Raw genomic sequence first — 26,279 nt, 5'->3', positions numbered from 1 at the left:
GGACACCTGCACCGGTGCCAAATTTCGCACGACCGGGGTCGGGACACATTTGTTGATGGCATGTTGTCCGGGGGCGTTTGCGTTGTTGTTTGCCCGTCAGACTCGATGATCACGTCTTGTTGTGCCGCTAAACCTGTCTGTGCCTTGTTGCTTGTTACATGACTGACTGCAAAGGCTGCGCCAACACCCGAAAATTTAAAATAAAGTTCAATATAAACATGGCATTAATATCAAATAACTTTACGCCGAACTCCTCTTCAAGCCCCTCACCCTGGTGGTACTGGCTACTCACGGTGCACCCTTGCCCCTTAGCGCACCATTAGCGTGCGTCAGACGCGTGGCGTCTTGCAAAGCGCGCACTTGACCGCTCCGAACTTTTAAAACAAGCCTTTGATATGAATTGATAATTCAAGCAACTTGCGAACATTGGCTAATAAATTGCCCAGGAAAGAGTAGATAACTTCAGCGTAGCGGGCAGCCAACGGAGGCTGTTCTGCGTTCCCCCCACAGGCGGGGTCGAGCTTAGCTGCCGGGCAACGAAGCCCCTGCACAGATATTCAGACGATACAGTCGCCCGGATATCCCTGCAGGGGCTTTTTTTGTCTGGTTTTCACCGACGATTGCGGCTTGCATGGCCGCAGCGCAAAGAAGAAAGGAGCGACCCATGGAAACGACTTCCCGGTGCTCACCCCAAGACCATCTGGTGATTATCGGCAACGGCATGGCCAGCCACCGCCTGCTTGAGCAGGTGGTGGAGGCACCCAATCGCCCTGCCCGCATAAGTGTGATTGGCGCAGAAGCGTCGCCGGCCTACAACCGCATTCTGCTTTCGCCGCTGCTGTCAGGCGAGCTGCAGCCTGACGCGCTTTCGCTGCGCTCGGCGTCCTGGTACGCCGAGCGCGGCATCACGCTGCATCTTGGCGAACGTGTCACCCATATCGACCGGGGCCTTCAGCGTGTGGTGACCTCTCAACGTACGCTCGCTTTTGATCAATTGGTGATCGCCACCGGTTCCCGCCCCGCCCTGCCCGATGTGCCGGGCATGGCTTTAGAAGGCGTACACGGGTTTCGCACCCTGGAAGATGCCGACACGCTTGCCGATATTGCCACTCGAGGTGGGCAGTGCGTGGTGATTGGCGGTGGCCTGCTGGGCCTGGAAGCCGCCGAAGGGCTTAGAAAGCGCGGCGCTGATGTCTACGTCATTCAGCGCGGCACGCAGCTGATGAACCGCCAACTCGACGACACCGCTGCCCGCCTGCTGGAAGCAACGCTGGCCAAACGTGGTTTGACGATTCATACCCAGGCGCAGCTCAGCCACCTTGAAGACGACGGGCACGGCCATGTAGCCGCGGTGGTACTCACGGATGGCCGGCGTCTGCCCGCCCAAAGCGTGGTCGTGGCTGCCGGTATTACCCCCAATGCGGAACTAGGCGCCGAGGCAGGCCTTGAAACCCGCCGCGCCATCCTGGTGGATAACACCCTTGCCACCTCCGACCCGCGAATCCATGCCCTCGGCGAGTGCTGCCAGTTCGAGCAGCACACCTACGGGCTGGTAGAGCCTATCTGGCGCCAGGTGGAAGTACTCGCCGATGCCTTGTGCGGTAAAGGCCGTGCCCGTTACCGCGAGGCTCCTACGGCCACCAAACTCAAGATCAGCGGTATTGCCCTGTACGCGTTTGGCCCCACCGAAGCCAGCGCCGAGCACGAGGTGCTCAGCTACCACGACCCGGAAAGCGGCGACTACCGACGCCTGCTGCTACGCAACGGCAGGCTGGAAGGTGCCGTGCTGTACGGCGATACCCGCACGGGGCCGTGGTACTTCGCCAAGGCGCTGGCAGGAACCGATCTCACGGCCTGCCGTCAGGCGCTGCTGTTTGGTGAAGCCGATGCCAATGCCCTGCTCGATCCTGATAACGCGCCATCCCCCTCAACGACGCTGGAGGCAGCTTAGCCATGTCCACTTCTTCTAAACGCCACGTGGTGATTGTCGGTAACGGCATGGTCGGCCACCATCTGGTCGAACAGTTGATCGAAAGCGGCGCGCTGGCGCAGGTGGATGTCACCGTGTTCGGCGAAGAGCGCCACCGCGCCTACGACCGCGTGCACCTCTCCGAGTACTTCAGCGGGCGTGATGCCGAAGCACTCGCCCTGTGTGACGCCGACTACTACGCAAGCCACGGCATAACCTTCAACAGCAGCGAAGCGGTGACATCCATCGACCGCGCGGCCAAGACACTGACCACCGAGCGGGGCGACTACCCCTACGACCAGCTGGTGCTGGCAACCGGCTCCTACCCGTTCGTGCCGCCCATCCCTGGCAACGACCGCGACGGCTGCCTGGTGTACCGTACGCTGGACGATCTGGATGCCATTCGCGAGGCGGCGCAAAGTGCCGCGACCGGCGTGGTGGTGGGTGGCGGCCTTTTGGGCCTGGAGGCGGCCAATGCGCTGCGCGGCCTGAACCTGGAAACCGCCGTGGTCGAATTTGCCTCACGCCTGATGCCCATGCAGGTGGATGCCGAGGGCGGCGAGCTGTTGCGCGAGAAAATCGAGGCACTCGGCGTGCAGGTGCTGACCGAGCGGGCCACGGCGCGCATCGAGGATGGTGACGCCAGCCGCCACCGCATGGTGTTTCAGGATGACAAGGTGCTGGAAACCGATCTGATCGTGTTCTCGGCGGGCATTCGCCCCCGCGACCAGCTGGCCCGGTCGTGCGGCCTGGACGTCGGCGAACGCGGCGGCGTGGTCATCAACGACCAGTGCCAGACCAGCGACCCGGATATCCTCGCCATTGGTGAGGTCGCGCTCTGGAGTGAGAGCATCTTTGGTCTGGTGGCACCAGGCTACCAGATGGCCAAGACCGCGCTTTCGACGCTCACCGGCGGCGATGTTTCCTTTGCCGGCGCCGACATGAGCACCAAGCTCAAGCTTCTAGGCGTGGATGTAGGCTCGATTGGCGATGCCCACGGCAATCAAAATCCCGGCGCGCGGATGTTTCGTTATCTGGACCCGCTGACCCAGGTCTACCGCAAGATGGTGGTTTCAAGCGACGGCAAAAAGCTTCTGGGCGCCATGCTGGTGGGTGATAATAGCGCCTACGATACCCTGCTTCAGTACTACGCCAACGGTATCGAATTACCCAAGGAGCCCGCTTCGCTGATTCTGCCGCAAAGCGGCGCGGCCCCCACACTTGGCCCGGACGCGCTGCCGGCCACGGCCATGATCTGCTCGTGCCATAACGTTACCAAGGCCAGTATCTGCAGCGCCATTGATGCAGGCGCCAGCGACTTGGGCGCGGTAAAAAGCGATACCCGCGCCAGCACCGGCTGCGGCGGCTGCGCCTCGCTTTTGAAAAGCGTGGTGGATCATGAGCTGACCGCCCGTGGCGTCGAGGTGGACACGTCACTGTGCGAGCACTTCGCCTATACCCGTCAGGCGCTTTACGACATCGTGCGCGTAGAGGGCATCAAGACCTTCAGCGAACTGATCGAAAAGCACGGCGCGTCGGGCGCTCACCACTTGGGCTGCGATATCTGCAAGCCTGCCGTCGGCTCCATTCTTGCCTCCTGCTTCAACGAGCCGATTACCGACGCCGCCCATATTCCGCTGCAGGATACCAATGACACCTTCATGGCCAATATGCAGAAAAACGGTACCTATTCGGTGGTACCGCGCATTGCCGGGGGTGAAATCACGCCAGAGAAGCTCGTGGTGCTGGGGCAGGTAGCGCAGAAGTACGGCCTGTACACCAAGATCACCGGCGGCCAGCGGATCGATCTGTTCGGCGCCCGGCTAGAGGATCTGCCGGATATCTGGGGAGAGTTGATTGACGCCGGCTTTGAAACCGGCCACGCCTACGGCAAGTCGCTGCGCACGGTGAAGTCCTGCGTGGGCAGTACCTGGTGCCGCTACGGCGTGCAGGACAGCGTGGGCATGGCGATCCGGCTCGAGAACCGCTACAAGGGGCTGCGCGCGCCGCACAAGATCAAGTTCGGCGTTTCCGGCTGCACGCGCGAATGCGCCGAAGCGCAGAGCAAGGATATCGGCATCATCGCAACGGAAAACGGCTGGAACCTCTACGTGTGCGGCAACGGCGGCATGCGCCCGCGCCACGCCGAGCTCTTCGCCACGGACCTTGACGACGAAGGCCTCTACCGCACCATCGACCGCTTTCTGATGTTCTACGTGCGCACCGCAGACCGCTTGCAGCGCACGTCCGTCTGGCGGGAAAACCTCGAAGGCGGGCTGGAGTATCTGAAAGAAGTGATTCTCGACGACACTCTGGGCATGGGCGAGGAACTGGAGCGCCAGATGCAAACCGTGGTGGATAACTATCAGTGCGAGTGGGCGGGCGCCATCAGTGACCCGGACAAGCTCAAGCGCTTTAGAAGCTACGTCAACGATGCCCGCCCGGACCCGGCCATCATCATGACCTCCGAGCGCGGCCAGCTACGGCCGGCCTGACCACATCCACCCGAGGGCTTCCCATGACCGCTACTGCAATGAAACACTCTCCTTTCACGCAAGAAGGCCAGCAGGCCAGCCAGAAACTGTGCAGCAAGGCCGACCTGGTCGCATTTTCCGGCGTCGCCGCCTGGCTGGAAACACCCAAAGGCCCCAGGCAGGTCGCGCTGTTCTACCTGCCCGGCTACCCGCGAGAGCTGTATGCCATCGACCACCACGACCCGTTCTCCAACGCCAACGTGATTGCCCACGGCATTGTGGGCGATATAAAGGGCGCCGCCGTGGTGGCCTCTCCGCTCTACAAGCAGCACTTTCGCCTGGAAGACGGCCAGTGCGTGGAAGACGAAAGCGTCACGCTATGTACCTGGAGAGCTGAATTCAAGGGCGACGCCGTGTGGATTGAGAGCTAGGCGGCGGGCGCAACCGATGCGCCCTGAATGGCGTGTTTTTCAAGCAAGCGCGCCACTTCGCCCTCGGCCTTCACCTCTTCTATCAATGCGGAGAGAAACGCCGCCGCTTCTGGCGGCCGGTTCCTGGGCACACCCATGGCCTGCTGAATGGTCATGAAGTGCCCGGGTAGCAGTCTCAAGCCACCAAACTCCTCGATGCCCGCTTCCAGCTGCTGCTTGACGCCTGCGGCAATATCCAGCTGATGCTCACGGAAAAACTCCACCACCTTCGGCGACGTGGGTGCCCTCACCAGCTCGGCGTGCTGTATGGTGCGGCTCAGGTAGAGATCATAAGCGCTGCCCTTACCCACCACGATGCGCTGGCCTGGGCGGTCGACGTCTTCTTGATCGGTAATCGGCGAATCCTCGCGCACCAGATAGCAGCCTTCGATCAGCACGTAGGGCGCCGTAAACTCGATGCTTTCGCCCCGTTTAGGGTCGAGCGCAAAAAAACCCATGTCGGCCTTTTCACTACTCACGATATCAACGGCCTCGCCAGCGGACGCGTACACCTGCAGCTCAAGTTCGACTTCCAATCGCTGCGCAATCCGTTTTGCCAAGTCAACCGACACCCCAAACGGCTGCTGCTCGGCGTCGAGCCCTGCCAGAATCGGATTGCCGACATTGATGGTGGTGCGCAGCACGCCGGTGGGTGCCATTATCTTTCGCAGCCTTGATGCTTCGCTCATCTACTCACTCCCTGAAACAGCGCGGTAAAGCCTTGTGTTGGGCCATTAAAAACGCCGCCCGAGGGCGGCGCTACTGGCAAGGTATCGTTCAATCAGCCTTTGAGAAAGTCGATCAGCGCCTGGTTGAACTCATCGGCGTGAGTGGCGTTGATTGCGTGAGGGCCGCCTTCAATTACATGCGTCTGCGCATTGGGGAGGAACTCGGCGGCGCGCTTGCCGCTGACCTCGAACGGTACGATCTTGTCGCCATCGCCGTGAAGAATCAGGGTCGGCACGTCGATCTTGGGCAGGTCTTCGCGGAAATCGGTATAGCTGAAGGCCTTGACGCACTCGTAGGTGGCCAAGGGCGAAGCAAAAGCGGCAATATCACGATGGTAACGCCGGTTTGGCTCGCTGATCAGGTCACTACGCGCCTCGGTCGAGAAGAAGTCCTTGGTAAAGTCTTCCAGAAACGCGATACGGTCGCCGCTGACGCCGTCCAGAAAGCCCTGGATGGTTTCGTCATCCAGACCGCCGTCCGGGTTATCGTCTGCCTTGTAAAGATAAGGCGGTACGGCGGCGGCAAACACGCCCTTGGTAACCCGGCTTGAGCCGTAGCTTGAAAGGTAGCGCGCCACTTCGCCGCCACCCATGGAGAAGCCCACCAGCGTCGCATCGTGAAGATCAAGCGTATCAATCAGCTTTTTCAGATCAGAAGCCAGCGTGTCGTAGTCGTAGCCGCCATCTGCCTGGGTGGACCCGCCAAATCCGCGACGATCATAGGTAATGACCTTATAGCCCGCTTTCACCAGGGCAGGCACCTGTTTTTCCCAGGAGCGGCCGCTCAACGGCCACCCGTGAACCAGTACTACGGGCTTGCCCGAACCGTAGACTTCGTAATAGATCTCTACCGGCGTACCCTGCTCCGTGCCGACGCTCAGCATAGGCATCGTTAAACCCTCCTGTTGGCTTAATGTTTATCAATGACCTATCCAGAGGTTAGTACAGGATAAGGAGGCTTACCAAACCATGCTGCCTGCTTGATTTTGCCCAGCCGACGTTCATGCGCACTCCACTTCCTGCCTCAATGCGCAGCGGTACACCAGGCAATCAAGCTGTTCACCGCCGACCTCAGAGTGTTGCGTCAGCTTATCGACCACGCTGAACCCCGCTTTTTCCAGCACCCGCCGGGATGCCTGATTCTCGACCGATACCACCGCCGTAAGGGTATCCAGGCCATATACGCAGCGGGCCTCTTTCATCATATGCTTGAGCGCCTTGTGAGCAATTCCCTGCCCACAGACATCTGCCGCCAGGCGATAGCCAATCTCGGCATTCTCACCGTCGATATCGCGCAGGTTGGCGCGTCCTATCAGTACCCCTTTGTGACGAATCAATACCGGGCTCATACGCCCCTGAGCGTTCATGGCCAGGCAGTCGATAATATGTTGAGACACTCCATGGGAGGAGTAGAACTGCTCCTTGCGCGCTTCGATATGCTGCTCGAACCATGCCCGCTCTGCTGTCTCGAACGCCAGCAGCTCAAAGGCGTCCTCTGGTGTTAACAGGGTAAAGGTCAAGTCCTTACCGTGGCGGATACGTTCATCTTTTCGTGAATACATCGCCGTTCGTCCTTGTTGGCGCAGCTATCATTAGTGAATAGGTCGTCAATATTGCTATGCTTTCGCGCTCGACTAATGGCAGCAGAGCCCATCTTTCATGAAAACAGAAGCACGTACGCTGGCATTCTCCGCCTTCATGGCGCTTTTGATCGGCAGCGCAGGAATTACCGCTACATTGGCCTCCAATTCCCAGGCCATTTTGCTGGATGGCTTATTTAACCTTATCTACTTTAGTGTAGCTTTGGTGACTATCAAGGTCAGCAAACTGGCGAGCCGTCCGGACAGCGAATCCTACCCGTTTGGCTATAGCTATTTCGAGTCGCTGGTCAATCTGTGCAAAGGGCTCTTGATTCTGGGGGTCTCGGTCTTTGCCCTGGTAGACGCCATCGCCGCCCTGCTTACCGGAGGCCGCGAGATCGCCGCGGGTATTGCGGTGATCTATGCCCTGTTTGCAACGCTTGCCTGCTCGTTGACGGCCTGGGTAATGCACCGCAGCCAGCGCTATGTGCAAAGCCCCCTGGTAGCCGCCGACAAGCTCAATTGGGTGGTCAACAGCCTCATTTCAGCCGCCGTGCTCTCCGCCTTTTGCCTGGTCATGATCTTCGAGAAGCTGAACCTGGACACGCTGGTGCCCTACGTCGACTCGGTTCTGGTCATCGCGGTTGTGCTGCTGTGCCTGGGGGTTCCCGTGCGCATGGCGTCTCAGGCGCTGAAAGAGCTGCTCAACAAGACCCCGGAGGAAGTCATCGCCGTGCCCGCCCGCGAAGCCATCAAGCGCGCGCTGGCGGGTACGCATACCCTTGAAGTGCGGGTACGCATGGTGCGCCCGGGCCGGCTTCTGTATGTCATGGTACACGTGGTAATGCCTGAAGACGGCGCCTGCGATTCGCTCAAGCGCCAGGACGCGCTGCGCGCACGTATCGATGATGAAGTGCGTCGCTGCTACTCGCCGGTGGTGTGCGATGTGGTGTTTACTGCCAACACCCACTGGGCGGCGCCTACCTGTGGGCTGCTGATCGATAAACACTCCTAAAAGACGCTTCCATCAGCGGTGAGGTGGTTCAGCCTAGAGTACCGAAACACCCCATCAGTCCGATCATGACACTCAAGGTGAGAAAAGAGGCAAGCGTGGCCGCAAGCAGTGCTCCCGCCGCCACATTGCCCATGCCGTAGCGCTGGCCAAGCAGCGGGTAGATGCTGGCCATGGGGGCGCCAGCAAACAGCAACCCACCGGCCAGCAGCAGCGGGTCGCTGCCCGCTATCAGCCATAGGCAGGTGCCCACACACAGCGGGTGAATGATCAGCTTGCCGGTCACGATCTCGCCAACCTCTGCGGCTACGCCGCGCACCTTCAGGCCATAGAGCGCCCCGCCGATGGCAAACAGCGCCGCTGGCCCCGCCGCGTTTGCCAGCATATCCACGGCCTTGAGGACAGGCGCCGGCAGGTGCGTATCGGTAACGGCAATCGTCACGCCTAGCGCAAGGCCAATCAGGATGGGGTTTCTGGTTAGTTGCTTGAGCGTGTGCCTGAGGGTCGCGACAACGCCCTGGCCGGACTGCCTGCCCACTTCGGCCAGTACCAGCGCCAGCGGAATGATGAACAGGTTCTCGATGATCATGCTCAGGGCGAGAAAGTTGGCCGCCGGAGGGCCAATCACCATGACGGCAACGGGATACCCGCTGAAGGCGCTGTTGGAAACTGACATGCCCAGCGCCCCAAGACTGCCTACGCTGAGCGGCTGACGCTTGAGCCTGACAATATAAAAAAGCGCTGCCGTAAACACGCCCAGCGAGCCGAGGCCGTAGGCGAGCAGGTAGCGGATATTGAACACCTCTTCCAGAGGGTTCTGGGTAATGGCGCGGATCAGCAGCGCAGGCAGCGCGATATACAGCACAAACCGGCTGACGCCCTGCATCTGCTCGCCGCTGATGATATGCCACCATGTGGCCAGATAACCCACACCGATCAGCAGAAAGATCGGCGTGATGATGGCGGCAACGTCAAGCATTCGGCTTATCTTTCATCGGTCTTCATCAAGTGCTGGCTCCCATGGCTAGCCGCCCAGCGTGTGTGCTGTCAGCAAGGTCATCAATGTGTCAGCGCCTTGAGTTCGTCGACCAGCGCTTTAGGCAGGGTTACCCCGTGGCGCAGGCTATGCTCCCGGGCGATAAACCGGCGCTGGGAAGGTAGCCGCGCGCCCTGACCCAAAATGCTGTCGAACAGCACTTCGGCATGCTGAAGGTGATGTGCTGCGTGCTCGCCCAGAAATACCTTGGGCGATAGCGCAATGATCAGCTCGCCATGAAACGGCTTGCCGGTTTTCTCCGCATTCGCCGCCTGGGTTTCATGGCCCAATACGTCGCCGATCAGCGGCCCGGCCAGCAGCGCGATCATGGTCGAAAGCGCTGACCCCTTGTAGCCGCCAAACGTGCGCATGGCGCCTGCCAACGCCGCGGCTGGGTCGGTGGTCGGCTCGCCCTTATCGTCCATCGCCCAGTCGTCGGGGATCATTTTACCCGCCCGCTTGTGCAGCTCGATCTCCCCTCGCGCAACCACGCTTGTGGCAAAATCGAACGTGTAGGGCGTCTCACCCGGGCGCGGCCAGGAAAAGGCAATCGGATTGGTGCCCAGAAGCGGTGCGTTGCCGCCTGCCGGGGCCACGAACGCATGGGTCGGGGTCATGGCGATGCCCACCAGCCCTTCGCTTGAAAGCGCTTCTACCTCCGGCCACAGCGCCGAGAAGTGAAAGCAGTTGTTGATGGCAAGAGCGGCTATGCCGGTCTGGTTGGCTTTCTCTACTAGCTGCTTTTTACCCATTTCAAAGGAGAGCAGCGAACAGCCTCGGTGGGCATCGACCCGGACAACGCTTGGTGCCTGGTCGATAATCTCCGGCAGAGCGTGCGTGTCCACGCCGCCGTTTTGCGCGGTGCTGACGCAACCAATCAGGCGATACAGGCCATGGGAGTGGCACTCGTCGCGCTGGGCGGCCAGTACGCTGCGCGTGATGGCTTCGGCATGTGCCTGGCTGTACCCGTTGTGCTGAAGCACGGTAAGACTCAAGGATTCAGCCTCCTCGAGGGTCAGAGTAATGTCTTCGCTCATTGCAACGCTCTCCGTTTTTATTAGATTCAGGCGTAAAAAAAGCAGGTAATTGCTTACCTGCCGAGGAACCTGTCGATCAGAACCTATCCATCATTGAATCCGGCCATGCCGATAGCCTTGAAGACGACCGGCGTGGCCGGAAAACCGCGTCAGAGTTCGCGCTTGCCATCTACCAGGCGGCTTACCTTGAGCGGGTTGGCTTCTTTCAGCGCTTCCGGCAGCAGCGCTTCCGGCAGCGACTGGTAGCACACCGGGCGCAGGAAGCGCTTGATGGCGGCCGTGCCCACCGATGTAGTGCGGCTGTCCGAGGTTGAAGGGTAAGGGCCGCCATGTACCATGGCATGGCACACTTCGACACCGGTGGGCCATCCATTGGCAAGGATTCGCCCGGCCTTGCGCTCCAGCGTAGGCACCAACGCCTTCGCCGTCTCGACATCGGCATCGTTCATGTGCACCGTGGCGGTAAGCTGGCCTTCCAGCTGCTCGGCAACTTTTTTCACCTCGGCCATGTCCTGGCATTCGATGATCAGCGAGCTTGCGCCAAACACTTCTTCCTGCAGCACTTTGGATGCCAGAAAATCGCTGGCGCTGGTGGCGAACAGGCCGGTCTGGCACTGATACTCACCGCTGCCGGTCTGGCCACGGGCGATTTCACGCACGTTGGCTTCACCGCTCAGCGCAGACACGCCTTTTTCATAAGCGCTGTGAATACCCGGTGTCAGCATGGTCTGCGCGCCGCTGGCTTCCACGGCCTTTTGCGCAGCCTGGGTGAACGATTCAAGGTCGGCGCCTTTCACCGCAATCACCAGGCCCGGGCTTGTGCAGAACTGGCCGGCGCCCATGTTCAGCGAGCCAACGAAGGCTTCGCCCAATGCCTGGCTGTTGGCCTTGAGCGCTTCGGGTAGCAGGAAGACCGGGTTGATACTGCTCATCTCGGCATACACGGGAATCGGCTGTGGCCGGTCCTGAGCTGAGCGCATCAGCGCCGTGCCGCCACTGCGCGAGCCGGTGAAACCCACGGCCTGAATGCGCGGATCCGTTACCAGCGCCTGACCAATTTCATTACCCGCGCCAAACAGCAGCGAGAAGACGCCTTCCGGCAGGTTGCAGGCTTTCACGGCTTTTTGAATCGCGCGGCCGACAAGCTCAGAGGTACCGGGGTGGGCAGAGTGCCCTTTCACCACGACCGGGCAACCGGCCGCCAGAGCAGAGGCGGTATCACCGCCGGCAACAGAAAATGCCAGCGGGAAGTTGCTGGCGCCGAATACGGCTACCGGCCCCAGTGCGATATGGCGCTGACGCAGGTCGGCACGCGGCAGCGGCTGACGCTCGGGCATGGCGGGGTCGATACGCACGTCGAGCCATTCACCGGCACGCACAACGGATGCAAACAAGCGCAGCTGACCGCAGGTTCTACCGCGCTCGCCTTCAAGGCGCGCCTGGGGCAGGCCGGACTCGGCCATGGCGCGCTCGATGAGCTCGCTGCCGATCGCTTCGATCTCATCGGCGATGGTTTCAAGAAACGTGGCGCGCGCGTCAAGCGAGGTTTCACGGTAAGTATCGAACGCGTCCCAGGCAAGCGTACATGCCTGCTCTACGTGGCTGCGGTCACCGCCCACGTAGACCGGTTCAAGCGACTCGCCCGTGGCCGGGTTGGTGGCCTGAATATCTTTGCGTGTGCCGGTGACAGCCTGCTGACCGATTAAGAGTTTGCCTTCCAATGCCATGGTCGATCTCTCCTAGTAGATTCGCGTAGGGCGCCACCTTAAACGCGCCTACTTGTATGAATAGTACGTCTTGTATGCACGTTTTAAATGTTGATACATGGCAGCATTGGCTGCCTTTGCATCGCGTGCCAGAATCGCTTCAAGTATGTCGGCGTGCTCCTGACCCACCCTTTCCAGATACTGGTAAGTGGTTTGCGAGTCAGCTTCCACGGCCATCAACTTTGCGCGAGGAATGGCGCCCACGTCCCACTGTTCATAAATGGTGACGAACGCCGGGTTATGCGTTGCCTGAGCGATGGCGGCGTGAAAGGCAAGGTCCTCGTCACGCGCCTGAGTGGTCTGCTGGCAGGCTTGAAGAAACTCTTCATGCAGCTTGAGCAGGCGCTGCTTGTCCTGCTCATCGTGCCGGCTGGCCGCCAGGGCCGCCACTTCAGGTTCAATCGTCAGGCGTAGCTCGAGGATATTCAGAATGTCCTCGATCGTGCGCAGTCGAATCTTCTTCTCGGGACTTCTATGCTCAGGAAGCGAGCGCAGCACGCGCGTTCCTATCCCGCGGCGGGTTTCAACAAGCCCTTGTGATTTCAGGTGAGTGATGGCCTCACGTATGACCGTACGGCTTACGCCGAACATATCGCACAACGCGCCTTCAGGGGGGAGCTTATCGCCTACCGGAATTTCCTGGCGTGCGATAATGCTTTCCAGCTGCTGGGAAACCTGCCGGGACAAGCTGCCACCATGCACCAAAGGTTGTATGCCAAGGCTATTCATACTTAACCAACTCTCACGTAGATCCGAATTTCAGGCTTGTTTAACGCCCTCCGTAATGCTTGATACTATATAGTATCTACCGCTTTTTTTAATCATACATATGACGATCAGTCATCTGGATGATTCGAAGAGGCAAACTTGCCCCCCTGGTAAATCACTTCAGGCGCATTGGCATCCGGCTTGTCGTCTCTTGACTCGATTTCCTCGCGCCACTGCTCGGAGCTGTGCTGCGGCTTCCAGCCCAGAAACGAAACCCGCTGGTTGTCCCACCACTGCTCGGCATTATCCGAGGCGCCGTAAATAACGGTGTTGGCAAGCTTGGGGGCCTGGAAGGCACGCTCGAACATGCTCATCAGATCTTCGACATGCAGCCAGGTTGCCAGCATGCGGGTGTCGGCGGGTTTGGGGAAGCAGGACCCGATACGCACGCTCAGCGTTTCGATGCCGAACTTGTCGAAATAAAGGCTGGCGAGATCTTCACCAAAGCACTTTGAAAGCCCATAAATGGAGTCAGGACGGTGCGGCACCTGAGTATCGATCTTCTGCGTGCGCTCGTAGAAGCCAATGGTGTGGTTCGAGCTTGCAAAGATGATGCGCGGCTTGCCCAGATGGCGCGCAGCTTCATACAGGTTATAAGTGCCGATGATGTTGGCCTGTAAAATGCCTTGCCAGGGCTTTTCAAGCGACACCCCGCCCAGATGGATGATGCCGTCGCACCCCTCTACCAGCGCTTTTACACCTTCGTAGTCGGCCAGGTCACACGTCATTATCTCTTCGTGCGATGCGGGGTTTTCGATATCCGAGATATCGGAAAGGCGAACATGCTTGGCAAGCTTGTTCAAATAGGGGCGAATGGCCTTGCCTACGCCGCCAGCAGCACCCGTCACCAATAGTCTGTTTAACATACCCATCTCCATATCCTTTTGTATTTGGTCGATATCAAGTATCAGGGAAACGCCGGTTTGCCCTTAAAACCCTTGCCGTTAAAAACCCTTGCCGTTAAAAACCATAGAGAAACGCCGGATTATCTACCAATATCTTCTGGCGCGTCTGCTCATCCGCCCAGTCCAGCAGCACGTCCAGCTGTTCGGCGTCGCTTGGGTACTGGGCGCGCTTTACCCCCACGTGCGGCCAGTTGGATCCCCAGATAACGCGATCAGGCGCGTGTTCGATAACGCGCTTGGCAATGGGGGCAACGTCTGCGTAATCCGGCCCACCCGTAAGGCTGGTTTCGTAAGCACCGCAGATCTTGAACCAGGCATTGCCTTTATCGATCAGGCGCAGAATATCGTCAACGCGGCGATCATCGGCGGAGACCGGATCAATGAACTTGCCGATATGATCGATAATGTAGCGGCCCTTGATCTTTTCAAGCTCGGCGTAGTAATCCGCCAGATTGCGGCCGTTGAACTGCACCATCAGATGCCAGCCCATATCTTGAATGACGTCTTCAACGGCCAGCATGCGATCAATCCCTACGGCCCCACCGGGTAGCTGCATGATACGCGCGCCGCGCACCCCCTTCTCATGCAGTCGCTCGATCTCCTGACGCGACGTCTCGGGCGTAATGACCGCAATGGCGCGCGCGACGTCAGGGCCAAACTGCTCAAGCGCCTTGACCAGTGCTTCGTTATTGCCCTGATAGGCATTGGGCTGGGTAATCACCACGCGCGAAAGACCCAACCACTGCTGGAGCGCTTTATAGTTTTCTACCGTTGCAAGCTCGGCAATCTGCGGGCCGCCCGACTGGGCTTCGAAACCAGGCAGAAAGACATGGACATGACAATCGGTTGCCCCCGCCGGCGCCTTGAAACGCGGGGACGGGCCAGTTAACGGGCGGGTATTTTCTGGAATCGACATCACGGCTCCTGGTAACGAAAAGGGTTTGCGTAGCGATATTCAGTACTGCTTGGCAATCTCGATCAGCTCGACCAGCTGGTCGCGCTCTGACGCATCGGGCATGACCAGTGGAGCACGTACCTTACCTGCCGGTTTGCCGATGATATCCGCGCCCAGCTTGATCAGGCTTACAGCGTAGCCTTTCTTGCGGTCACGCAGATCAACAAACGGGATGAAGAACTCGCGGGTAATCTTTTCGACCGTCTTGTGCTCGCCAGCCCGCAACGCCTTGTAGAACGTTGACGCCATATCCGGCACGAAGTTGAATACTGCGGATGAGTAAGTGTTAACGCCGATGGAGAGATAGGCTTCAGCGAAAATCTCGGCAGTCGGTACACCACCAATATAGGCGAGACGGTCGCCGACGGTCTTGACGATCTTGTTCAGCGCCTGGATATCGCCCTTACCATCCTTGAGACCGATCAGATTGGGGCATGCGTCCGCCAGCTGCTTGACCGCAGCCGCGTCCATGATGCCGTTACCGCGGTTGTAGTAGATAACGTTCAGCGAGGTGCTGTCGCACACTGCACGCGCATACTCGACCAGGCCATCCTGCGGGCACTCGGTAAGGTAAGGAGGCATCAGCAGAATACCGTCGGCGCCCGCCTCTTCAGCGATTTTCGCCTGGGCCTTGGCCTGCTCGACGCTCTGCCCCGCGCTTGCGATGATGGGCAACTGGCCGCCAATGGTCTCTACCGCCGTGGTGACTACGTCGCGGAAATCTTCAAGCGACAGGCTGAAGAACTCGCCCGTGCCACCGGCCACGAATACCGCAGAAATTTCGTGGCTGACAAACCACTTCAAACGCCCCTGATAGCTCTCGCGATCAAAACGGCCTTGGCTGTCAAAGTCGGTGATCGGGAAGGAGAGCAAGCCATTGGAGATGGAAGCCAGCGTTTTTTCGCGTGAAAAATGCATATTTTTATTCCTGTATCATGTCTCGTTGTAATACATCACACAACTATAAAGGGAAGCAGTAGCCGGATCAATATCAATTTGTGGGAACCTGTCCCTTTTGGATATTCAGCACTGCCGAACCAGGCAGCGCCGATAAAGACCTTTCATTGATCAGGGATTAATCGACGCTGTACTTCTAGAACTAACGACTACCTATCGCTTGCCATTGGGCATGAGCTCTTCACCTGGTTTAAGCGAGAACAGCTCATTGTCGGTGGTCGAGTATCGAACGTCGCCATTCGCCATGTGATAGGCGCCTTCGGTAAAGCCGCCACCGTTGAGAAACGGTGCTACCGCATCAATTTCGCCCTGCTGCGCTGCTTCCAATGCCAGTAGCGCGTAGGGGTCGATGCTGTCGATTTCAGCGTATTCCACCTCCTGGTTTCTTACAAAAAAGTCGTTGACGCGCTTATTTTCAAGAATGTTGTCAGCAACTTTCTCGGCCAGATCCAGATAGGCCTGCTGCTGGGTCGCCTGCCATAAGTCGATCAGGGCAAAAATCGAATACGGATCGCTGTTGCCCGTCTCCAGATTGACCTGCGGATTCTGCCCACCGGCATCGCCGATATCGCCAAGCTTCTGGCCTTTCGCTATGCCGCGGGCAACCCGCCACAGGTCAGCATCCTGCTCGAGCGTGTAGGCGCGGGCGTAGGAGAGCATGAAGTTGCTGCCTGCCGTATAAGGCTCCAACACGGTGCCCTGTTTGCCGTAGTAACCATCACGCGGCAGCGTATAGCTGGAAAGATCCGTTCCGTCAGCAATCATGGGGCGGAAGGTATTGGTCTCCTCATCGTAGGCGTACTGGGCGAAGGCCTTTAATCCGTCCAGCGTCCACTTCTTGAGCTCTTCGCCATCGTCGCCGAGTGATTCTGCCAGCGCCAGCTGCATCAAGGCGTTTTCGGAGTAGATGGTGCCCGTGCGCCCGCGCAGCAGCATGTTGCCTTCCAGGGCATCGGGGCCGAATTCAGGGCCGAACTGACGCTGGGCACGGTCACCGTACTTGGAAAGCGTATCGCTATCGTCGTCGGTTTCATCGCGCTTGAGCGGCTGAGTAAACTGATAGACGCCAAGCCCTGTTTCAGGGTTACGCGGCAGAACATACTGCTCGGCAAGACGCTTGGCCCAGGTCAGCGCACCGGGTTCGTCGTTATAGTGGTAGAGCAGACCCGCCGAGTAGATCAGGTCATTGCCCGTATTGAGAAAGCTCAGGCCACGGGTTGCAAAGAACGGCGGCTGCTGGGTGAAGTCGCTATCCCACAGCTCCCCTATTTCCAGGCCATACTCGCCGTGGCGACTGGTTTCCAAGGCTTCCCAATCATACACATGAGCATTCCAGAAGCCGCGGATAAACGCCATTGTCGCGTCCGGGTCAACCTCGAACATCAGCTCATAGTAGGGGTAGGCGTTTTTCAGCTCGTGGACCATCTCTTTTTCGCTCGGCCCTTCCGGCTCAAGCGTTTTCAGATTGACGAAGCGGTGCCCGCCCCAGAACAGCAGCCCACTGTCATCCTGATAGTTATCGAAGTAATAGCGCACGTTGGCTTTGGCTTGCTCACGGTAACGCTCGTCACCGGTCAAGTTGCTTAACCCCACCAGCACGCGCATTAGATTCTGCTGTGCCGAGAAGTTGGAGAGCACTGCCCTGCGTCCATCAGGGAACACCCACTCCAGCTGCTCTCCGGTACGCGGATTTACACCGCTTGCCAGCAGCGGCGAAGGAGTGTCGCCGTGGTGGTGATCGCTCGCCTGATCCAGGACGGTGTCGGCAAAGGCCTGAACCGCCTGCAGGCGCGCGCTGTCAGCGTAAACGTTATAACTGGCTGCCAGGGTCAGTACACAGCATGTTCTAAAGGCTAAACGAAGATTCATTTCAATCACTCCGGGTTAATTGAGCAGCGTTAGCTCCCAGCCGGCGAAGAAAAGATATTGAAGATGTAGTACATCATACAAATATCAAAGAAAGGTGGCGCTGGATAAATATCAAATCGCTTAGCGTGAATAAACGAACACTGCTTGAGACATTAAAAGCATCCAGCTGCCACCCGGTTAGTGACGTTTTCTAGAATCGGTAGCTGTAAGTTACCTGAACCGCATCGTTGTTTTTACCGGCGTTGTAGGTCGCGCTATCGCGGGTTTCATCTTTACGCTTATAAGTCAGTGCCAGCGTATTGGCCGCATTGACCCGGTAAGCCGCCCCAAACTCATGCTCCCAGCGATCACTGTTGCCGGTATACATGCTGCCCGAATCCCCAAGCACGTAGGCGTAGCTTGCATTCCAGGCCAAGCCGATCCGGTCGGTCAGTGCATAGCCTACATAGCCGTCGAAACGGTTCACTCGGGAACGCACACCGCCACCTTCACTGAACGTCTGATACTCGTATCGATAGCGTGCCCCTAAACGCCAGTCGTCACTGAGTCGGTAGTTGAGCCGCAACATGGGGCGAGCCGTTTCTGAACCTGGATTGAACTTGTACTCGATTTTCGGCTGAATGGACCAGCGCTTCGCTTCATCCAGCGTATAGGTATAGCCAAGACCGAACAGGTTTTCCGCAAGCTCCGGCCTGCCGCTGACCTCGTCTCGCCACCGGCGCTGATGCTCGAAAGCGATGCCGATGTCGTTATCGAAAACGTGGCCAACACCAAACTTAACCTTATAATCCTGATTCTCTCTGAAGGTCTGTTCGTACTTGGTTGAAATGGTCGTCGAGCTTGCATAAGCGTGGCTGCACAGCAGTGTGGATAGCGCGGCGATCCCGGTTACTAACGTTTTGTTTTTCATTAAATTCACCTTGATTTAAAGATTTTTTATTGTTGCGAACATGCCTGGCGTTACGGGGTCAATCCCTCCTGTATCATTTATGACGTACTACCTTTGAAGGGCATCGCCGAGCGTTAGGTCGGGATGCCCTTCATCGATAGCTACTTATAGGCGACGTGTGCCTGCAACTCGGCTTCTTTCATGGCCCGCTTGCTTGAACGAGCAGATATCAACATCAGAACAGCCGGGATCAGCAGCAGCGCCCCGCACAGCAGCATGATGAGACGTCCATCGGTAGAGTTGGGCAGCAGCGATAACCCCATGACCATGACACTGCCAATCAGGATCAGGCGGCCCAGGATGATTTTCTGCCCGTAGTCCACGGCGTCGGCAGCCGGGTCTGCATCAGTGCTCTCTACCGGCGTTTCCCAGCGCTGCCACATCTCCTGACGCTCGGCTGCACGCTCGGGCGAATGAGCTTCAGCTTTATAGAACAGGCTACTGAGCAGGAAGAAGCCGCCCGTGATCACCGCGTGGGCACCGATGGCGAAGGCAACGCGGAAGTCCGACCATTCGCGCGGGCTGATGTCCATGCCCATGACACTGGTCACCAGTTCAGGGCTCAGCCAGGCGCCGACAGCGTAGGAAACCATGCAACCCACTACCAGCGTTCCCCAGCCTGACCAGTCAGGTGTCTTGCGAACGATCAGGCCGAGCATGGCGGGAATGGTGATCGGGAACGTGATCAAGGCGCTGGCCGTCAGCAGGATCTCGAACAGGCTCATGCTCTTGAGCGAGTTGATGAACAGGCTGATGCCAATGATGATGGCGCCGAAACAGAGCGTGACGATGCGCGATACGCGCAGCATTTCCTGCTCGGTGGCGTGTGGCTTGATGACCGAGAGGTAGAAGTTACGCACGAAGAAGCCAGCGTTACGGTTCAGACCCGAGTCCATGGAGGACATGCTGGCGGCGAACATGGCGGCCATCAGAAGACCCAGCATGCCGGCCGGCATGTATTCACTGACGAACGCGACGAAGACCGCCTCATTGGCGCTGGCACCCAACATGGTAAAGTTTTGCGCAAACTCAGGGCTATAGGCGTGCATGAACCAGGCCGGGAAGAACCACACAACCGGCCCGATCAACGCCAGGCAAAGTGTGAACAGCGCGCCATAGCGAGCATTCTTGCTGTTCTTGGCACACATGTAGCGGTAGCCGTTAAGCGTGTTGTTCATCATGAAGATCTGCTTGATGATCAGCATGAATACCCAGAAGCCGAACAGCCATGCATAGCCATAGCCACTGCCGGTCAGGAACTCGCCGTCGTAGCTTGAGATGATAGTGCCGATGCTGTCGGTATTGCCCCAGGCAACGAAGAAGCATACGAAGGTTACCGACATGATGATGAGCATCTGAACGTAGTCAGACGCCACCACCGCCCAGGCGCCACCGGTAACGGACATGGCCACTACCGCGATGCCGGCCAGCAGGATAACGGTTTCAAGCGGCACGTCGAAAACCGCCGAAGTGATGATAGCCAGCGCGCTCAACCAGGTTGCCGCCGATACCAGGCCGTCGAACATGCTGAACCAGATGAAGGTCTGCTCACTGGGTTTGCCGTAGCGCATCTTCAATGCTTCAGCGGCCGTGACTACGCGCAGTTGCCTGAATCGCGGGGCAAAATACACATAGTTCAGGAAATAGCCGGCGGCATTGGCCATGAACAGGAAAATGATCGCAAAGCCGCTCACGTAGGCCTGAGAGGCCGCACCTGTAAATGTCCAGGCCGAGAATTGCGTCATGAAAGCGGTCGAGCCGACCAGCCACCACAGCATGTTACCGCCGCCGCGGAAGTAATCACTGGTATTGGTGTTGAAGTTTTTAAAGACCCAACCAATGACCACCAGAAAGACAAGGTAAATCAATATTACCCAGACATCGACGCTCATAAGAATCCCTTATCACTTTATTATTGGAACATCGGCATTGCCGAATAGTGTTAACGCTGGCGCTTTGGAATATACGCGGTGAACTAGCCCAGCCTATTAGCTGAATCAGTAGCTCTCTGACGTATTATTTTGGATGTACTCAAAATTGATGCTTTCACCCAGGCCCGGGCGATCAGGCAGATGAACGAAACCCTGGGCATCCATTTCATCGACGATGACGTTCAAGTAGGCAGGTGCCTCGTCGTAATCCATATGCGGATGCAGCAGGCCACGCTCGTACCACTGGCAGTTGGTAATCGCCCCCACGACCGCCAGATTCGGCGCGCCGTTGCCGTGAATTTCACAGTCCATGCCGAACGCTTCGGCCAGATGCGCTGCCTTGATACAGGGCGTGATGCCGCCACCATTGGCCACACCGGCACGCAGGATGTCGCAGGCATTGTGCTGAACCCAGCTGGCACGGCTCTGATGCTTGCCGCCAATGGTTTCCGGGCCGATAACCGGCACGTCTACCTGCTGGGTCAGCCAGCGGTAGGACTCCATGGAGTCTTCGGGCATCGGCTCTTCAAACCAGGCAAAATCCAGGCGTGAAAGTGCGCGGCCAATTTTCAGGGCGTCCATCCGGTTGTACCAGTGGTAGCCATCCAGCATCAGCGCCACATTGGGCCCTACTGCCTCTCGCACGGCCTCACAGGCACGGATATCCATCTCGACACTGGGAGCAAAACTGACCGGCGGCATCCAGGTATGCAGCTTGATGCCTTGATAGCCACGCGCGACCAGATCCTCTGCAAACCGAGCGTACTCTTCCGGCGTGGAGAGTCCGCCTTGCGTTTCATCGCCGCACATGGTGCTGGCGTAGGCTTTCACCTTGTTTCGCGCACCGCCCAGCAGTTGGTAGACAGGCACGTTCAACTGGCGGCCGGCCAGATCCCAAAGCGCCTGATCGAGCACCGCCATGGCGCGGTCGGTGAGCTGTGCTCCGCTGCCCCGCTGGCGTAACCAGAGATCCTGCCAGATAAGTTCCCGCGCATGCACAGGCTTACCAATGGCTGCCTTCTTGAAGTAGTTTTCAACGATGTAAGGCCGGATCAATTCCTTGGGTGCAAAAGCGTACCCTTTGGTGCCGTCTTCAGCGGTGATGGAGAGCATGGCAATCTGTGCTTCGCTGGGTTTACCAGCATGCGCATGGCCGGCGCTGTCGCGGGCCAACTTGGATTCATAGCGGATAACGTCTACGGATATGGATTCGATTTTCATCGTGCCTTGGCCCTCATGATTCGCGTATTTTTACATTTGATATGGCTGCTTAAGGTAATACATAATATGTTTAATGTTAGAGAAACACACTGCGGACAACAATATAGACAATGGTATGAAGTTACTAAGTCAGACAATCAGCACAAATAACGATTTTATGAGTATTGTTTAAAGCCATATAAAAGACACTCAACATGGGATTGAAAGACCCGATGATCGATCAAAAAAAGACGCTATATGTAGGCTGCGCGCTAAGCGGAGAGCTTTATACCGTCACTCTATCGCTAGCAACTGGAACGCTTGAATACGTGTCCCACATGCGCCTGCCAGGTCTTGCAAAACCCGGGGGTGCCATGCCTCTTGCCCTATCGCGCGCGCGCAATACGCTTTATGCCGTTTCACGCGGTGAACCGTTCTTTATTGCCAGTTTCACCATTGATCCAAAAGGCGGCCTGCAGCATCTGGGCAATACGCCCGTGGAGTCCAACCTGGCCTATATCCAGACAAGCGCGGATGACACACACCTGCTCAGCGCATCGTTTATCGATCATCACGTCAGTATTTTTGGCATACAGAAAGATCGCCGTGTCGCGGATCAAGCGCACCGTATTCGGGAAATTCTTAACGCACACATGCTGAGCATGGCGCCAGATGACAAGACCATCTTGGCAACCGGGCTGGGTAAAGACGTTATATATCAATGGCAATGGGAATCTCTTGTGGAAGGTGGCGGCAGCTCCTTTTCAGTCCAGCAAGTTGATGAACTAACGCTCTCAGCGGGCACCGGGCCAAGGCATATTGCCTATCACCCTGCCCAGCCTATCGCTTATATCATCGGCGAGCGCAACGGAGCCGTTAGCGTCGTTCGTTACGACACAGCAGGTTTAAGCCACCTGCAAACGGCGCACTTGCCAGATCAACAAGAGGCGTTTCAGGCAGCAGATATTCATATATCGCCAGATGGCCGCTTTCTTTATGCCTCCGAAAAAGCCACTTCGACGCTGCACTTATTCAACGTGCAACCAGATGGCACACTTATCTTCGAAAAGCATTTTGAAACAGAAAACCGCCCTCGCGGTTTCGCGCTTAGCGCCTGTGGTCACTACCTGATTGCCGCCGGGCAGTTCTCCCATCATATTGCGAGTTATCGCATTGACGAAAATACCGGCTATCTAGCGTTGACTGATCGCCTGCCGGTTGGCCAGAGCCCGGATTGGATCGAGATACGTTAAAGGCTATATCCGCATCTTGAATCAGCACTGTCATACTTTTCGCTAATGTGTAGCATCAAACGTACTATGTATTATCTTTTGACACATTTTAGAGCCACCACCCTCTCTCGGGTCGTGGCCAGCCCTTCAAGAATAATCATAAAGACCATAAGGTTTATTCATGAGAAAAATAGCTACGCTCGCCTTGACCGTCATGACGCCCGCCCTGGGCTTTTCGCTGGCACAGGCCGACGATACCTCCGAACTCGTTTGGCAGAGCATCACCTTCGGCCAGTCAACGGATCTGAATTTCGGCTCTACGATTCTGCCCGAAAAGGTCGGCACCAATGAGGTGACCCACGACGGTGAACCGGTCACTTCCGGCGCCCTGCTCGACCACGTGACGATCGAAAGCCGGGGCGGGAAACTCGCCAACTCTCATGAAGGCGGCACCTTCTATTACACTACCCTGCCAACCGACAAGAACTTCATCCTCACGGCAACGCTTACGTTAGAGCAGCTAGGGCCGGAAACCGGGGCAACGCCCAATCGCCAGGAAGGCGCCGGTATTATCGTGCGCGATGTGCTGGGCGCGCCGCGCGCCAACCCGCAGCCTCTTGGGCATGAAGAGTTTCCGGCCGCCTCCAATATGGTCATGAACCTGTTGCGCTCGCACACGCGGGAAAATGACGGGCTGGCAAACGCGACAGCGGTATACCGTGAGGGCATTCAAGACCCTTGGGGAAATCCGGGTAACCGGCTGAGTAAAGAAGATTATGCTGAAGATATACCTCACGGCAGTGAACACACCTACCGCATGAGCCTTGAGCGCAGCGACGAGCATTTCAGCGTCACCCTGGAAGACGGCGATGAAACCTACCGCCATGAGCTGAGCGAAGCGCCCGCCAACCTGGTCGAGGTGCAAGACCCGGAGCATCAGCATGTGGGCTTTTTTGCCTCGCGCAATGCCCGTCTCAGCGTTTCCGATATCACCCTCGACCTTTCTGATGCAAACACCCGTCAAGACGCCGCGTATCAGGCGCCCGAAATGCCGCTCGTCTGGTCACTTGCCTCCCCTGGCGTCGTGACAACGCCCGACTACACGCTGCAGGCACTGGCCAACTACGCAGGCACTTTCAGCATCACCCGGGATGGCGAAGCGCTTGGCGAGGCGCAGGAAGTAGAAGCCGGCCACCTGTGGCACTTTCCGCTTGAGGTCAGCGAACCTGCCGAGCTGAACGTTACCTTCACGCCTTCCGAAGGACCGGACACTCAGCCCCAGCACACCACGCTGACGCTTGAGCCTATGAGCGTTGCTGACCCTTATAATCTTCACGTATCGCCGGATGGCCGTGCAGGGCAGTCAGGCGATCTGGAAAATCCGCTGGATCTGGAATCGGCCATTTCGCTGGTCGCACCGGGAGGCACCATTCACCTCGCCAGCGGCGAATATGATGCGGTTGAAATCCCCCTGACCGCCAGTGGCACGCCAGACGCGTTAAAGCGGCTTTCCGGCGAAGATGCCGAGGTGCGCTTTACCGGCATGGTCTCGCATAACGCCCACTACTGGCAGCTGGATCACCTGGAAGTCGCCGGCGAGCGCCTGATCGTGCACGGCAGCCATAACGTGTTCGAGCATATCGTGACCCATAGCGCACCAGACACCGGCTTTCAGATCACCTCACCAGATAACGTCGGCCGCGCCCTGTGGGCGAGCCATAACACGGTGCGCTATAGCGAAAGCTACAACAACGAGGACGCCTCCGGCATCAACGCCGACGGCTTTGCCGCCAAGATGCGTATTGGCGAAAGCAACTCGTTCGACCACTGTATCTCGCACCACAATATCGACGATGGCTGGGATCTGTTCAACAAGGTAGAGGATGGCCCCAACGGTGCCGTCACCATTACCAACTCCATTGCGTTCAACAATGGCCAGACCTTCAACACCCAACAGACAGGTGGCAACCTGGGCAATGGCTTCAAGCTGGGCGGCGAAGGCCTTCCCGTTGCCCACACCGTGAAGGGTAATCTTTCGTTCAACAATGGTATGGATGGCTTCACCGATAACTTCAACTCGGGCGCCTTGTCCATCATCGACAACGTGGCCATCGACAACAAGCGCTTCAACTTCATTGTTCGCCAGAGCCCCTACGGCGACCAGCTGGAGTCCGCCAAGCTTGAAGGCAACGTATCGCTGCGTCTGGAGAGCGAAAGCGATTACCTGGACAGCGTCCATGGCGATATCAGTGACGACAACTGGTTTATCCAGGAGGAAGACTCGCAGGCTAGCTCATCGCCCTATGACGAAGAAACGCTGAACGATATCAAGGCGCTGCTTCAGCAGCAGGCCAATACGGAAAGCGAGCGCCGCGAACAGGCACTGGCCCTTCAAAAGCTAGTATTCGATTAAGCAGGTTGGGGTTGAGTGCTTGAGGTGATATTCAGCCTCAAGCACTCTTTTTTATGCGTGTGAGGCTTGATGCGTACAGGAATTGCCATGGCTGAAACACTAGAGCACGAAGCGGTGCTGCCGCTCTGGAACGATCGTCCTGAAGGCACGCCAACCGACTTGGCCCCCTTGGTGGAAGAGCGCTCAAATAACCTGTTCCGCGCGGACCGCGCGCTTACGGGTATCGTTACGCCCAGCGTCACCGCCTGGGTTCCCGAGAACCCTAACGGCACCTCCATCATTATCGCACCCGGCGGCTCTTACCGGCGGATAGTACTGGACAAGGAGGGGGTCGAAATTGCCAAGGCGCTGGCGACGCTAGGGGTTACCAGCTTTCTTCTGACCTACCGCCTGCCTGGCGAAGGGCATGACAACCGCGCTGATGCGCCGCTGGCGGATGCCCAGCGTGCAGTGCGTCTGGTGCGCGGACATGCCGACGAATGGGGTCTGGACCCTGAAAGGATCGGCTTTCTGGGATTTTCGGCCGCGGGACACCTTGGTGCATCGCTTGCCACGGGATACGGCAGAGAAGCGTATCCGGCCGATAGCGATGAGCAGGCCATTTCGGCACGGCCAGATTTTGTCGCGCTGGTTTACCCAGTTGTCACCATGCAGGATGACGGCGTTCACGCAGGCTCGCGTGCCGCCCTTCTGGGCGATACCCCAACGCCGCAGCAAAAGCGCGACCACTCCCCGGAAGAGCACGTTGGCAGCGATGCCCCTGAAACGTTTCTGGTACTGGCCGATGACGACCCTTCCGTCCCGCCCGCCAATGCCGTGGCGTTTTACAGCGCACTTCACGCCGCCGGCGTGAAGGCCGAACTGCATATCTTCCGTGATGGCGGGCACGGCTTTGGCATCGCCGGTGCCCAGGGCAAACCGGTGACCGGCTGGCCACACCTGTTAGCCCAGTGGATGGGGCAGATCGGCGTCATGCCCGAATAAACAGCGCAAGCAAAAGGCGGGAACCCCCGCCTTTTACAGCTACA

21 protein-coding genes are annotated in these 26,279 nt (G+C 58.0%); 7 read left to right on the top strand and 14 right to left on the bottom strand.

Going from position 1 to position 26,279, the window contains the following annotated elements; all coding sequences use genetic code 11:
- Window positions 1-664: 664 nt before the first annotated feature.
- The 3 genes from B0H98_RS07640 to nirD are packed head-to-tail and all read left to right on the top strand — an operon-like array spanning window position 665 to window position 4,874.
- Window positions 665-1,951, top strand: a complete 1,287-nt coding sequence (locus B0H98_RS07640; protein ID WP_106374472.1) for an NAD(P)/FAD-dependent oxidoreductase — start codon at window positions 665-667, stop codon at window positions 1,949-1,951.
- Between the two features lie 2 nt (window positions 1,952-1,953).
- Complete coding sequence (gene nirB, locus B0H98_RS07635; protein ID WP_106374471.1) at window positions 1,954-4,464, top strand: nitrite reductase large subunit NirB; 2,511 nt, start codon at window positions 1,954-1,956, stop codon at window positions 4,462-4,464.
- A gap of 23 nt (window positions 4,465-4,487) precedes the next feature.
- Window positions 4,488-4,874, top strand: coding sequence for a nitrite reductase small subunit NirD (gene nirD, locus B0H98_RS07630; protein ID WP_106374470.1), 387 nt, complete (start codon window positions 4,488-4,490; stop codon window positions 4,872-4,874).
- On the opposite strand, the gene B0H98_RS07625 is transcribed toward nirD, so the two are convergent.
- The 3 genes from B0H98_RS07625 to B0H98_RS07615 form a co-directional block, all read right to left on the bottom strand.
- The gene (locus tag B0H98_RS07625) at window positions 4,871-5,602 is read right to left on the bottom strand and encodes an ABC transporter substrate-binding protein (RefSeq protein ID WP_106374469.1); all 732 of its coding nucleotides are present in this window, start codon (window positions 5,600-5,602) and stop codon (window positions 4,871-4,873) included. The genes nirD and B0H98_RS07625 overlap by 4 nt on opposite strands.
- A gap of 92 nt (window positions 5,603-5,694) precedes the next feature.
- Window positions 5,695-6,531: an alpha/beta fold hydrolase gene (locus tag B0H98_RS07620; RefSeq protein WP_106374468.1), complete on the bottom strand. Its 837-nt coding sequence runs from the start codon at window positions 6,529-6,531 to the stop codon at window positions 5,695-5,697.
- Window positions 6,532-6,642: 111 nt separating this feature from the next.
- Window positions 6,643-7,203, bottom strand: coding sequence for a GNAT family N-acetyltransferase (locus B0H98_RS07615; RefSeq protein WP_106374467.1), 561 nt, complete (start codon window positions 7,201-7,203; stop codon window positions 6,643-6,645).
- A 97-nt stretch (window positions 7,204-7,300) separates the two neighbouring features.
- Here B0H98_RS07615 and B0H98_RS07610 point away from each other — a divergent pair, with 97 nt between their 5' ends.
- Window positions 7,301-8,236 carry a cation diffusion facilitator family transporter gene (locus tag B0H98_RS07610; protein WP_106374466.1) on the top strand — a complete coding sequence of 312 codons (936 nt, stop codon included), beginning with the start codon at window positions 7,301-7,303 and terminating at the stop codon, window positions 8,234-8,236.
- A 28-nt stretch (window positions 8,237-8,264) separates the two neighbouring features.
- On the opposite strand, the gene B0H98_RS07605 is transcribed toward B0H98_RS07610, so the two are convergent.
- From B0H98_RS07605 to B0H98_RS07555, 11 genes are all read right to left on the bottom strand, one after another.
- Window positions 8,265-9,212 carry an AEC family transporter gene (locus B0H98_RS07605; RefSeq protein ID WP_106374465.1) on the bottom strand — a complete coding sequence of 316 codons (948 nt, stop codon included), beginning with the start codon at window positions 9,210-9,212 and terminating at the stop codon, window positions 8,265-8,267.
- Between the two features lie 80 nt (window positions 9,213-9,292).
- Complete coding sequence (locus B0H98_RS07600; RefSeq protein ID WP_106374464.1) at window positions 9,293-10,306, bottom strand: Ldh family oxidoreductase; 1,014 nt, start codon at window positions 10,304-10,306, stop codon at window positions 9,293-9,295.
- Window positions 10,307-10,455: 149 nt separating this feature from the next.
- Window positions 10,456-12,033: an aldehyde dehydrogenase (NADP(+)) gene (locus B0H98_RS07595; RefSeq protein WP_106374463.1), complete on the bottom strand. Its 1,578-nt coding sequence runs from the start codon at window positions 12,031-12,033 to the stop codon at window positions 10,456-10,458.
- Window positions 12,034-12,081: 48 nt separating this feature from the next.
- Window positions 12,082-12,759 (bottom strand): FadR/GntR family transcriptional regulator, encoded by a 678-nt coding sequence (locus B0H98_RS07590; protein ID WP_340162377.1) that lies wholly within the window; start codon window positions 12,757-12,759, stop codon window positions 12,082-12,084.
- A gap of 149 nt (window positions 12,760-12,908) precedes the next feature.
- The gene (locus B0H98_RS07585; protein WP_106374542.1) at window positions 12,909-13,706 is read right to left on the bottom strand and encodes an NAD-dependent epimerase/dehydratase family protein; all 798 of its coding nucleotides are present in this window, start codon (window positions 13,704-13,706) and stop codon (window positions 12,909-12,911) included.
- A gap of 94 nt (window positions 13,707-13,800) precedes the next feature.
- Complete coding sequence (locus tag B0H98_RS07580; protein ID WP_106374461.1) at window positions 13,801-14,661, bottom strand: amidohydrolase family protein; 861 nt, start codon at window positions 14,659-14,661, stop codon at window positions 13,801-13,803.
- 39 nt (window positions 14,662-14,700) lie between these two features.
- A complete protein-coding gene (gene kdgD / locus B0H98_RS07575; RefSeq protein ID WP_106374460.1) occupies window positions 14,701-15,618 on the bottom strand; it encodes a 5-dehydro-4-deoxyglucarate dehydratase in 918 nt (305 codons plus the stop codon).
- A gap of 192 nt (window positions 15,619-15,810) precedes the next feature.
- Window positions 15,811-17,526, bottom strand: coding sequence for a pectate lyase (locus tag B0H98_RS07570; protein WP_106374459.1), 1,716 nt, complete (start codon window positions 17,524-17,526; stop codon window positions 15,811-15,813).
- A gap of 190 nt (window positions 17,527-17,716) precedes the next feature.
- A complete protein-coding gene (locus B0H98_RS07565) occupies window positions 17,717-18,436 on the bottom strand; it encodes an oligogalacturonate-specific porin KdgM family protein (protein ID WP_106374458.1) in 720 nt (239 codons plus the stop codon).
- Window positions 18,437-18,576: 140 nt separating this feature from the next.
- On the bottom strand, window positions 18,577-20,367 hold the full coding sequence (locus tag B0H98_RS07560; protein WP_106374457.1) for a sodium:solute symporter family transporter: 1,791 nt from the start codon (window positions 20,365-20,367) through the stop codon (window positions 18,577-18,579).
- Between the two features lie 105 nt (window positions 20,368-20,472).
- On the bottom strand, window positions 20,473-21,627 hold the full coding sequence (locus B0H98_RS07555; RefSeq protein ID WP_106374456.1) for a mandelate racemase family protein: 1,155 nt from the start codon (window positions 21,625-21,627) through the stop codon (window positions 20,473-20,475).
- A gap of 194 nt (window positions 21,628-21,821) precedes the next feature.
- On the opposite strand from B0H98_RS07555, the gene B0H98_RS07550 reads away from it, so the two are divergent.
- The 3 genes from B0H98_RS07550 to B0H98_RS07540 all read left to right on the top strand — a co-directional run bounded on the left by B0H98_RS07550 (window position 21,822) and on the right by B0H98_RS07540 (window position 26,235).
- A complete protein-coding gene (locus B0H98_RS07550; RefSeq protein WP_106374455.1) occupies window positions 21,822-22,859 on the top strand; it encodes a lactonase family protein in 1,038 nt (345 codons plus the stop codon).
- A 160-nt stretch (window positions 22,860-23,019) separates the two neighbouring features.
- Window positions 23,020-25,251: a right-handed parallel beta-helix repeat-containing protein gene (locus tag B0H98_RS07545; protein ID WP_106374454.1), complete on the top strand. Its 2,232-nt coding sequence runs from the start codon at window positions 23,020-23,022 to the stop codon at window positions 25,249-25,251.
- 87 nt (window positions 25,252-25,338) lie between these two features.
- A complete protein-coding gene (locus B0H98_RS07540) occupies window positions 25,339-26,235 on the top strand; it encodes an alpha/beta hydrolase (protein ID WP_106374453.1) in 897 nt (298 codons plus the stop codon).
- Window positions 26,236-26,279 lie beyond the last annotated feature (44 nt).

The sequence above is a fragment of the Vreelandella songnenensis genome (assembly GCF_003002925.1).
Taxonomy (GTDB): domain Bacteria; phylum Pseudomonadota; class Gammaproteobacteria; order Pseudomonadales; family Halomonadaceae; genus Vreelandella; species Vreelandella songnenensis.
Note: the sequence above shows the minus strand (reverse complement) of the source record. Positions and strands in the feature narration are given on the sequence as shown.

Bases quoted from the DNA above. Each gene is read 5' to 3' on its own strand.
- B0H98_RS07555 (WP_106374456.1), bottom strand. From the start codon at position 21,627: ATGAAAATCGAATCCATATCCGTAGACGTTATCCGCTATGAATCCAAG.
- B0H98_RS07560 (WP_106374457.1), bottom strand. From the start codon at position 20,367: ATGAGCGTCGATGTCTGGGTAATATTGATTTACCTTGTCTTTCTGGTG.
- B0H98_RS07585 (WP_106374542.1), bottom strand. From the start codon at position 13,706: ATGTTAAACAGACTATTGGTGACGGGTGCTGCTGGCGGCGTAGGCAAG.
- B0H98_RS07570 (WP_106374459.1), bottom strand. From the start codon at position 17,526: ATGAATCTTCGTTTAGCCTTTAGAACATGCTGTGTACTGACCCTGGCA.
- B0H98_RS07615 (WP_106374467.1), bottom strand. From the start codon at position 7,203: ATGTATTCACGAAAAGATGAACGTATCCGCCACGGTAAGGACTTGACC.
- B0H98_RS07540 (WP_106374453.1), top strand. From the start codon at position 25,339: ATGGCTGAAACACTAGAGCACGAAGCGGTGCTGCCGCTCTGGAACGAT.
- B0H98_RS07605 (WP_106374465.1), bottom strand. From the start codon at position 9,212: ATGCTTGACGTTGCCGCCATCATCACGCCGATCTTTCTGCTGATCGGT.
- B0H98_RS07545 (WP_106374454.1), top strand. From the start codon at position 23,020: ATGAGAAAAATAGCTACGCTCGCCTTGACCGTCATGACGCCCGCCCTG.
- kdgD (WP_106374460.1), bottom strand. From the start codon at position 15,618: ATGCATTTTTCACGCGAAAAAACGCTGGCTTCCATCTCCAATGGCTTG.
- nirB (WP_106374471.1), top strand. From the start codon at position 1,954: ATGTCCACTTCTTCTAAACGCCACGTGGTGATTGTCGGTAACGGCATG.
- nirD (WP_106374470.1), top strand. From the start codon at position 4,488: ATGACCGCTACTGCAATGAAACACTCTCCTTTCACGCAAGAAGGCCAG.
- B0H98_RS07565 (WP_106374458.1), bottom strand. From the start codon at position 18,436: ATGAAAAACAAAACGTTAGTAACCGGGATCGCCGCGCTATCCACACTG.
- B0H98_RS07640 (WP_106374472.1), top strand. From the start codon at position 665: ATGGAAACGACTTCCCGGTGCTCACCCCAAGACCATCTGGTGATTATC.
- B0H98_RS07600 (WP_106374464.1), bottom strand. From the start codon at position 10,306: ATGAGCGAAGACATTACTCTGACCCTCGAGGAGGCTGAATCCTTGAGT.
- B0H98_RS07620 (WP_106374468.1), bottom strand. From the start codon at position 6,531: ATGCCTATGCTGAGCGTCGGCACGGAGCAGGGTACGCCGGTAGAGATC.
- B0H98_RS07625 (WP_106374469.1), bottom strand. From the start codon at position 5,602: ATGAGCGAAGCATCAAGGCTGCGAAAGATAATGGCACCCACCGGCGTG.
- B0H98_RS07580 (WP_106374461.1), bottom strand. From the start codon at position 14,661: ATGTCGATTCCAGAAAATACCCGCCCGTTAACTGGCCCGTCCCCGCGT.
- B0H98_RS07550 (WP_106374455.1), top strand. From the start codon at position 21,822: ATGGGATTGAAAGACCCGATGATCGATCAAAAAAAGACGCTATATGTA.
- B0H98_RS07610 (WP_106374466.1), top strand. From the start codon at position 7,301: ATGAAAACAGAAGCACGTACGCTGGCATTCTCCGCCTTCATGGCGCTT.
- B0H98_RS07595 (WP_106374463.1), bottom strand. From the start codon at position 12,033: ATGGCATTGGAAGGCAAACTCTTAATCGGTCAGCAGGCTGTCACCGGC.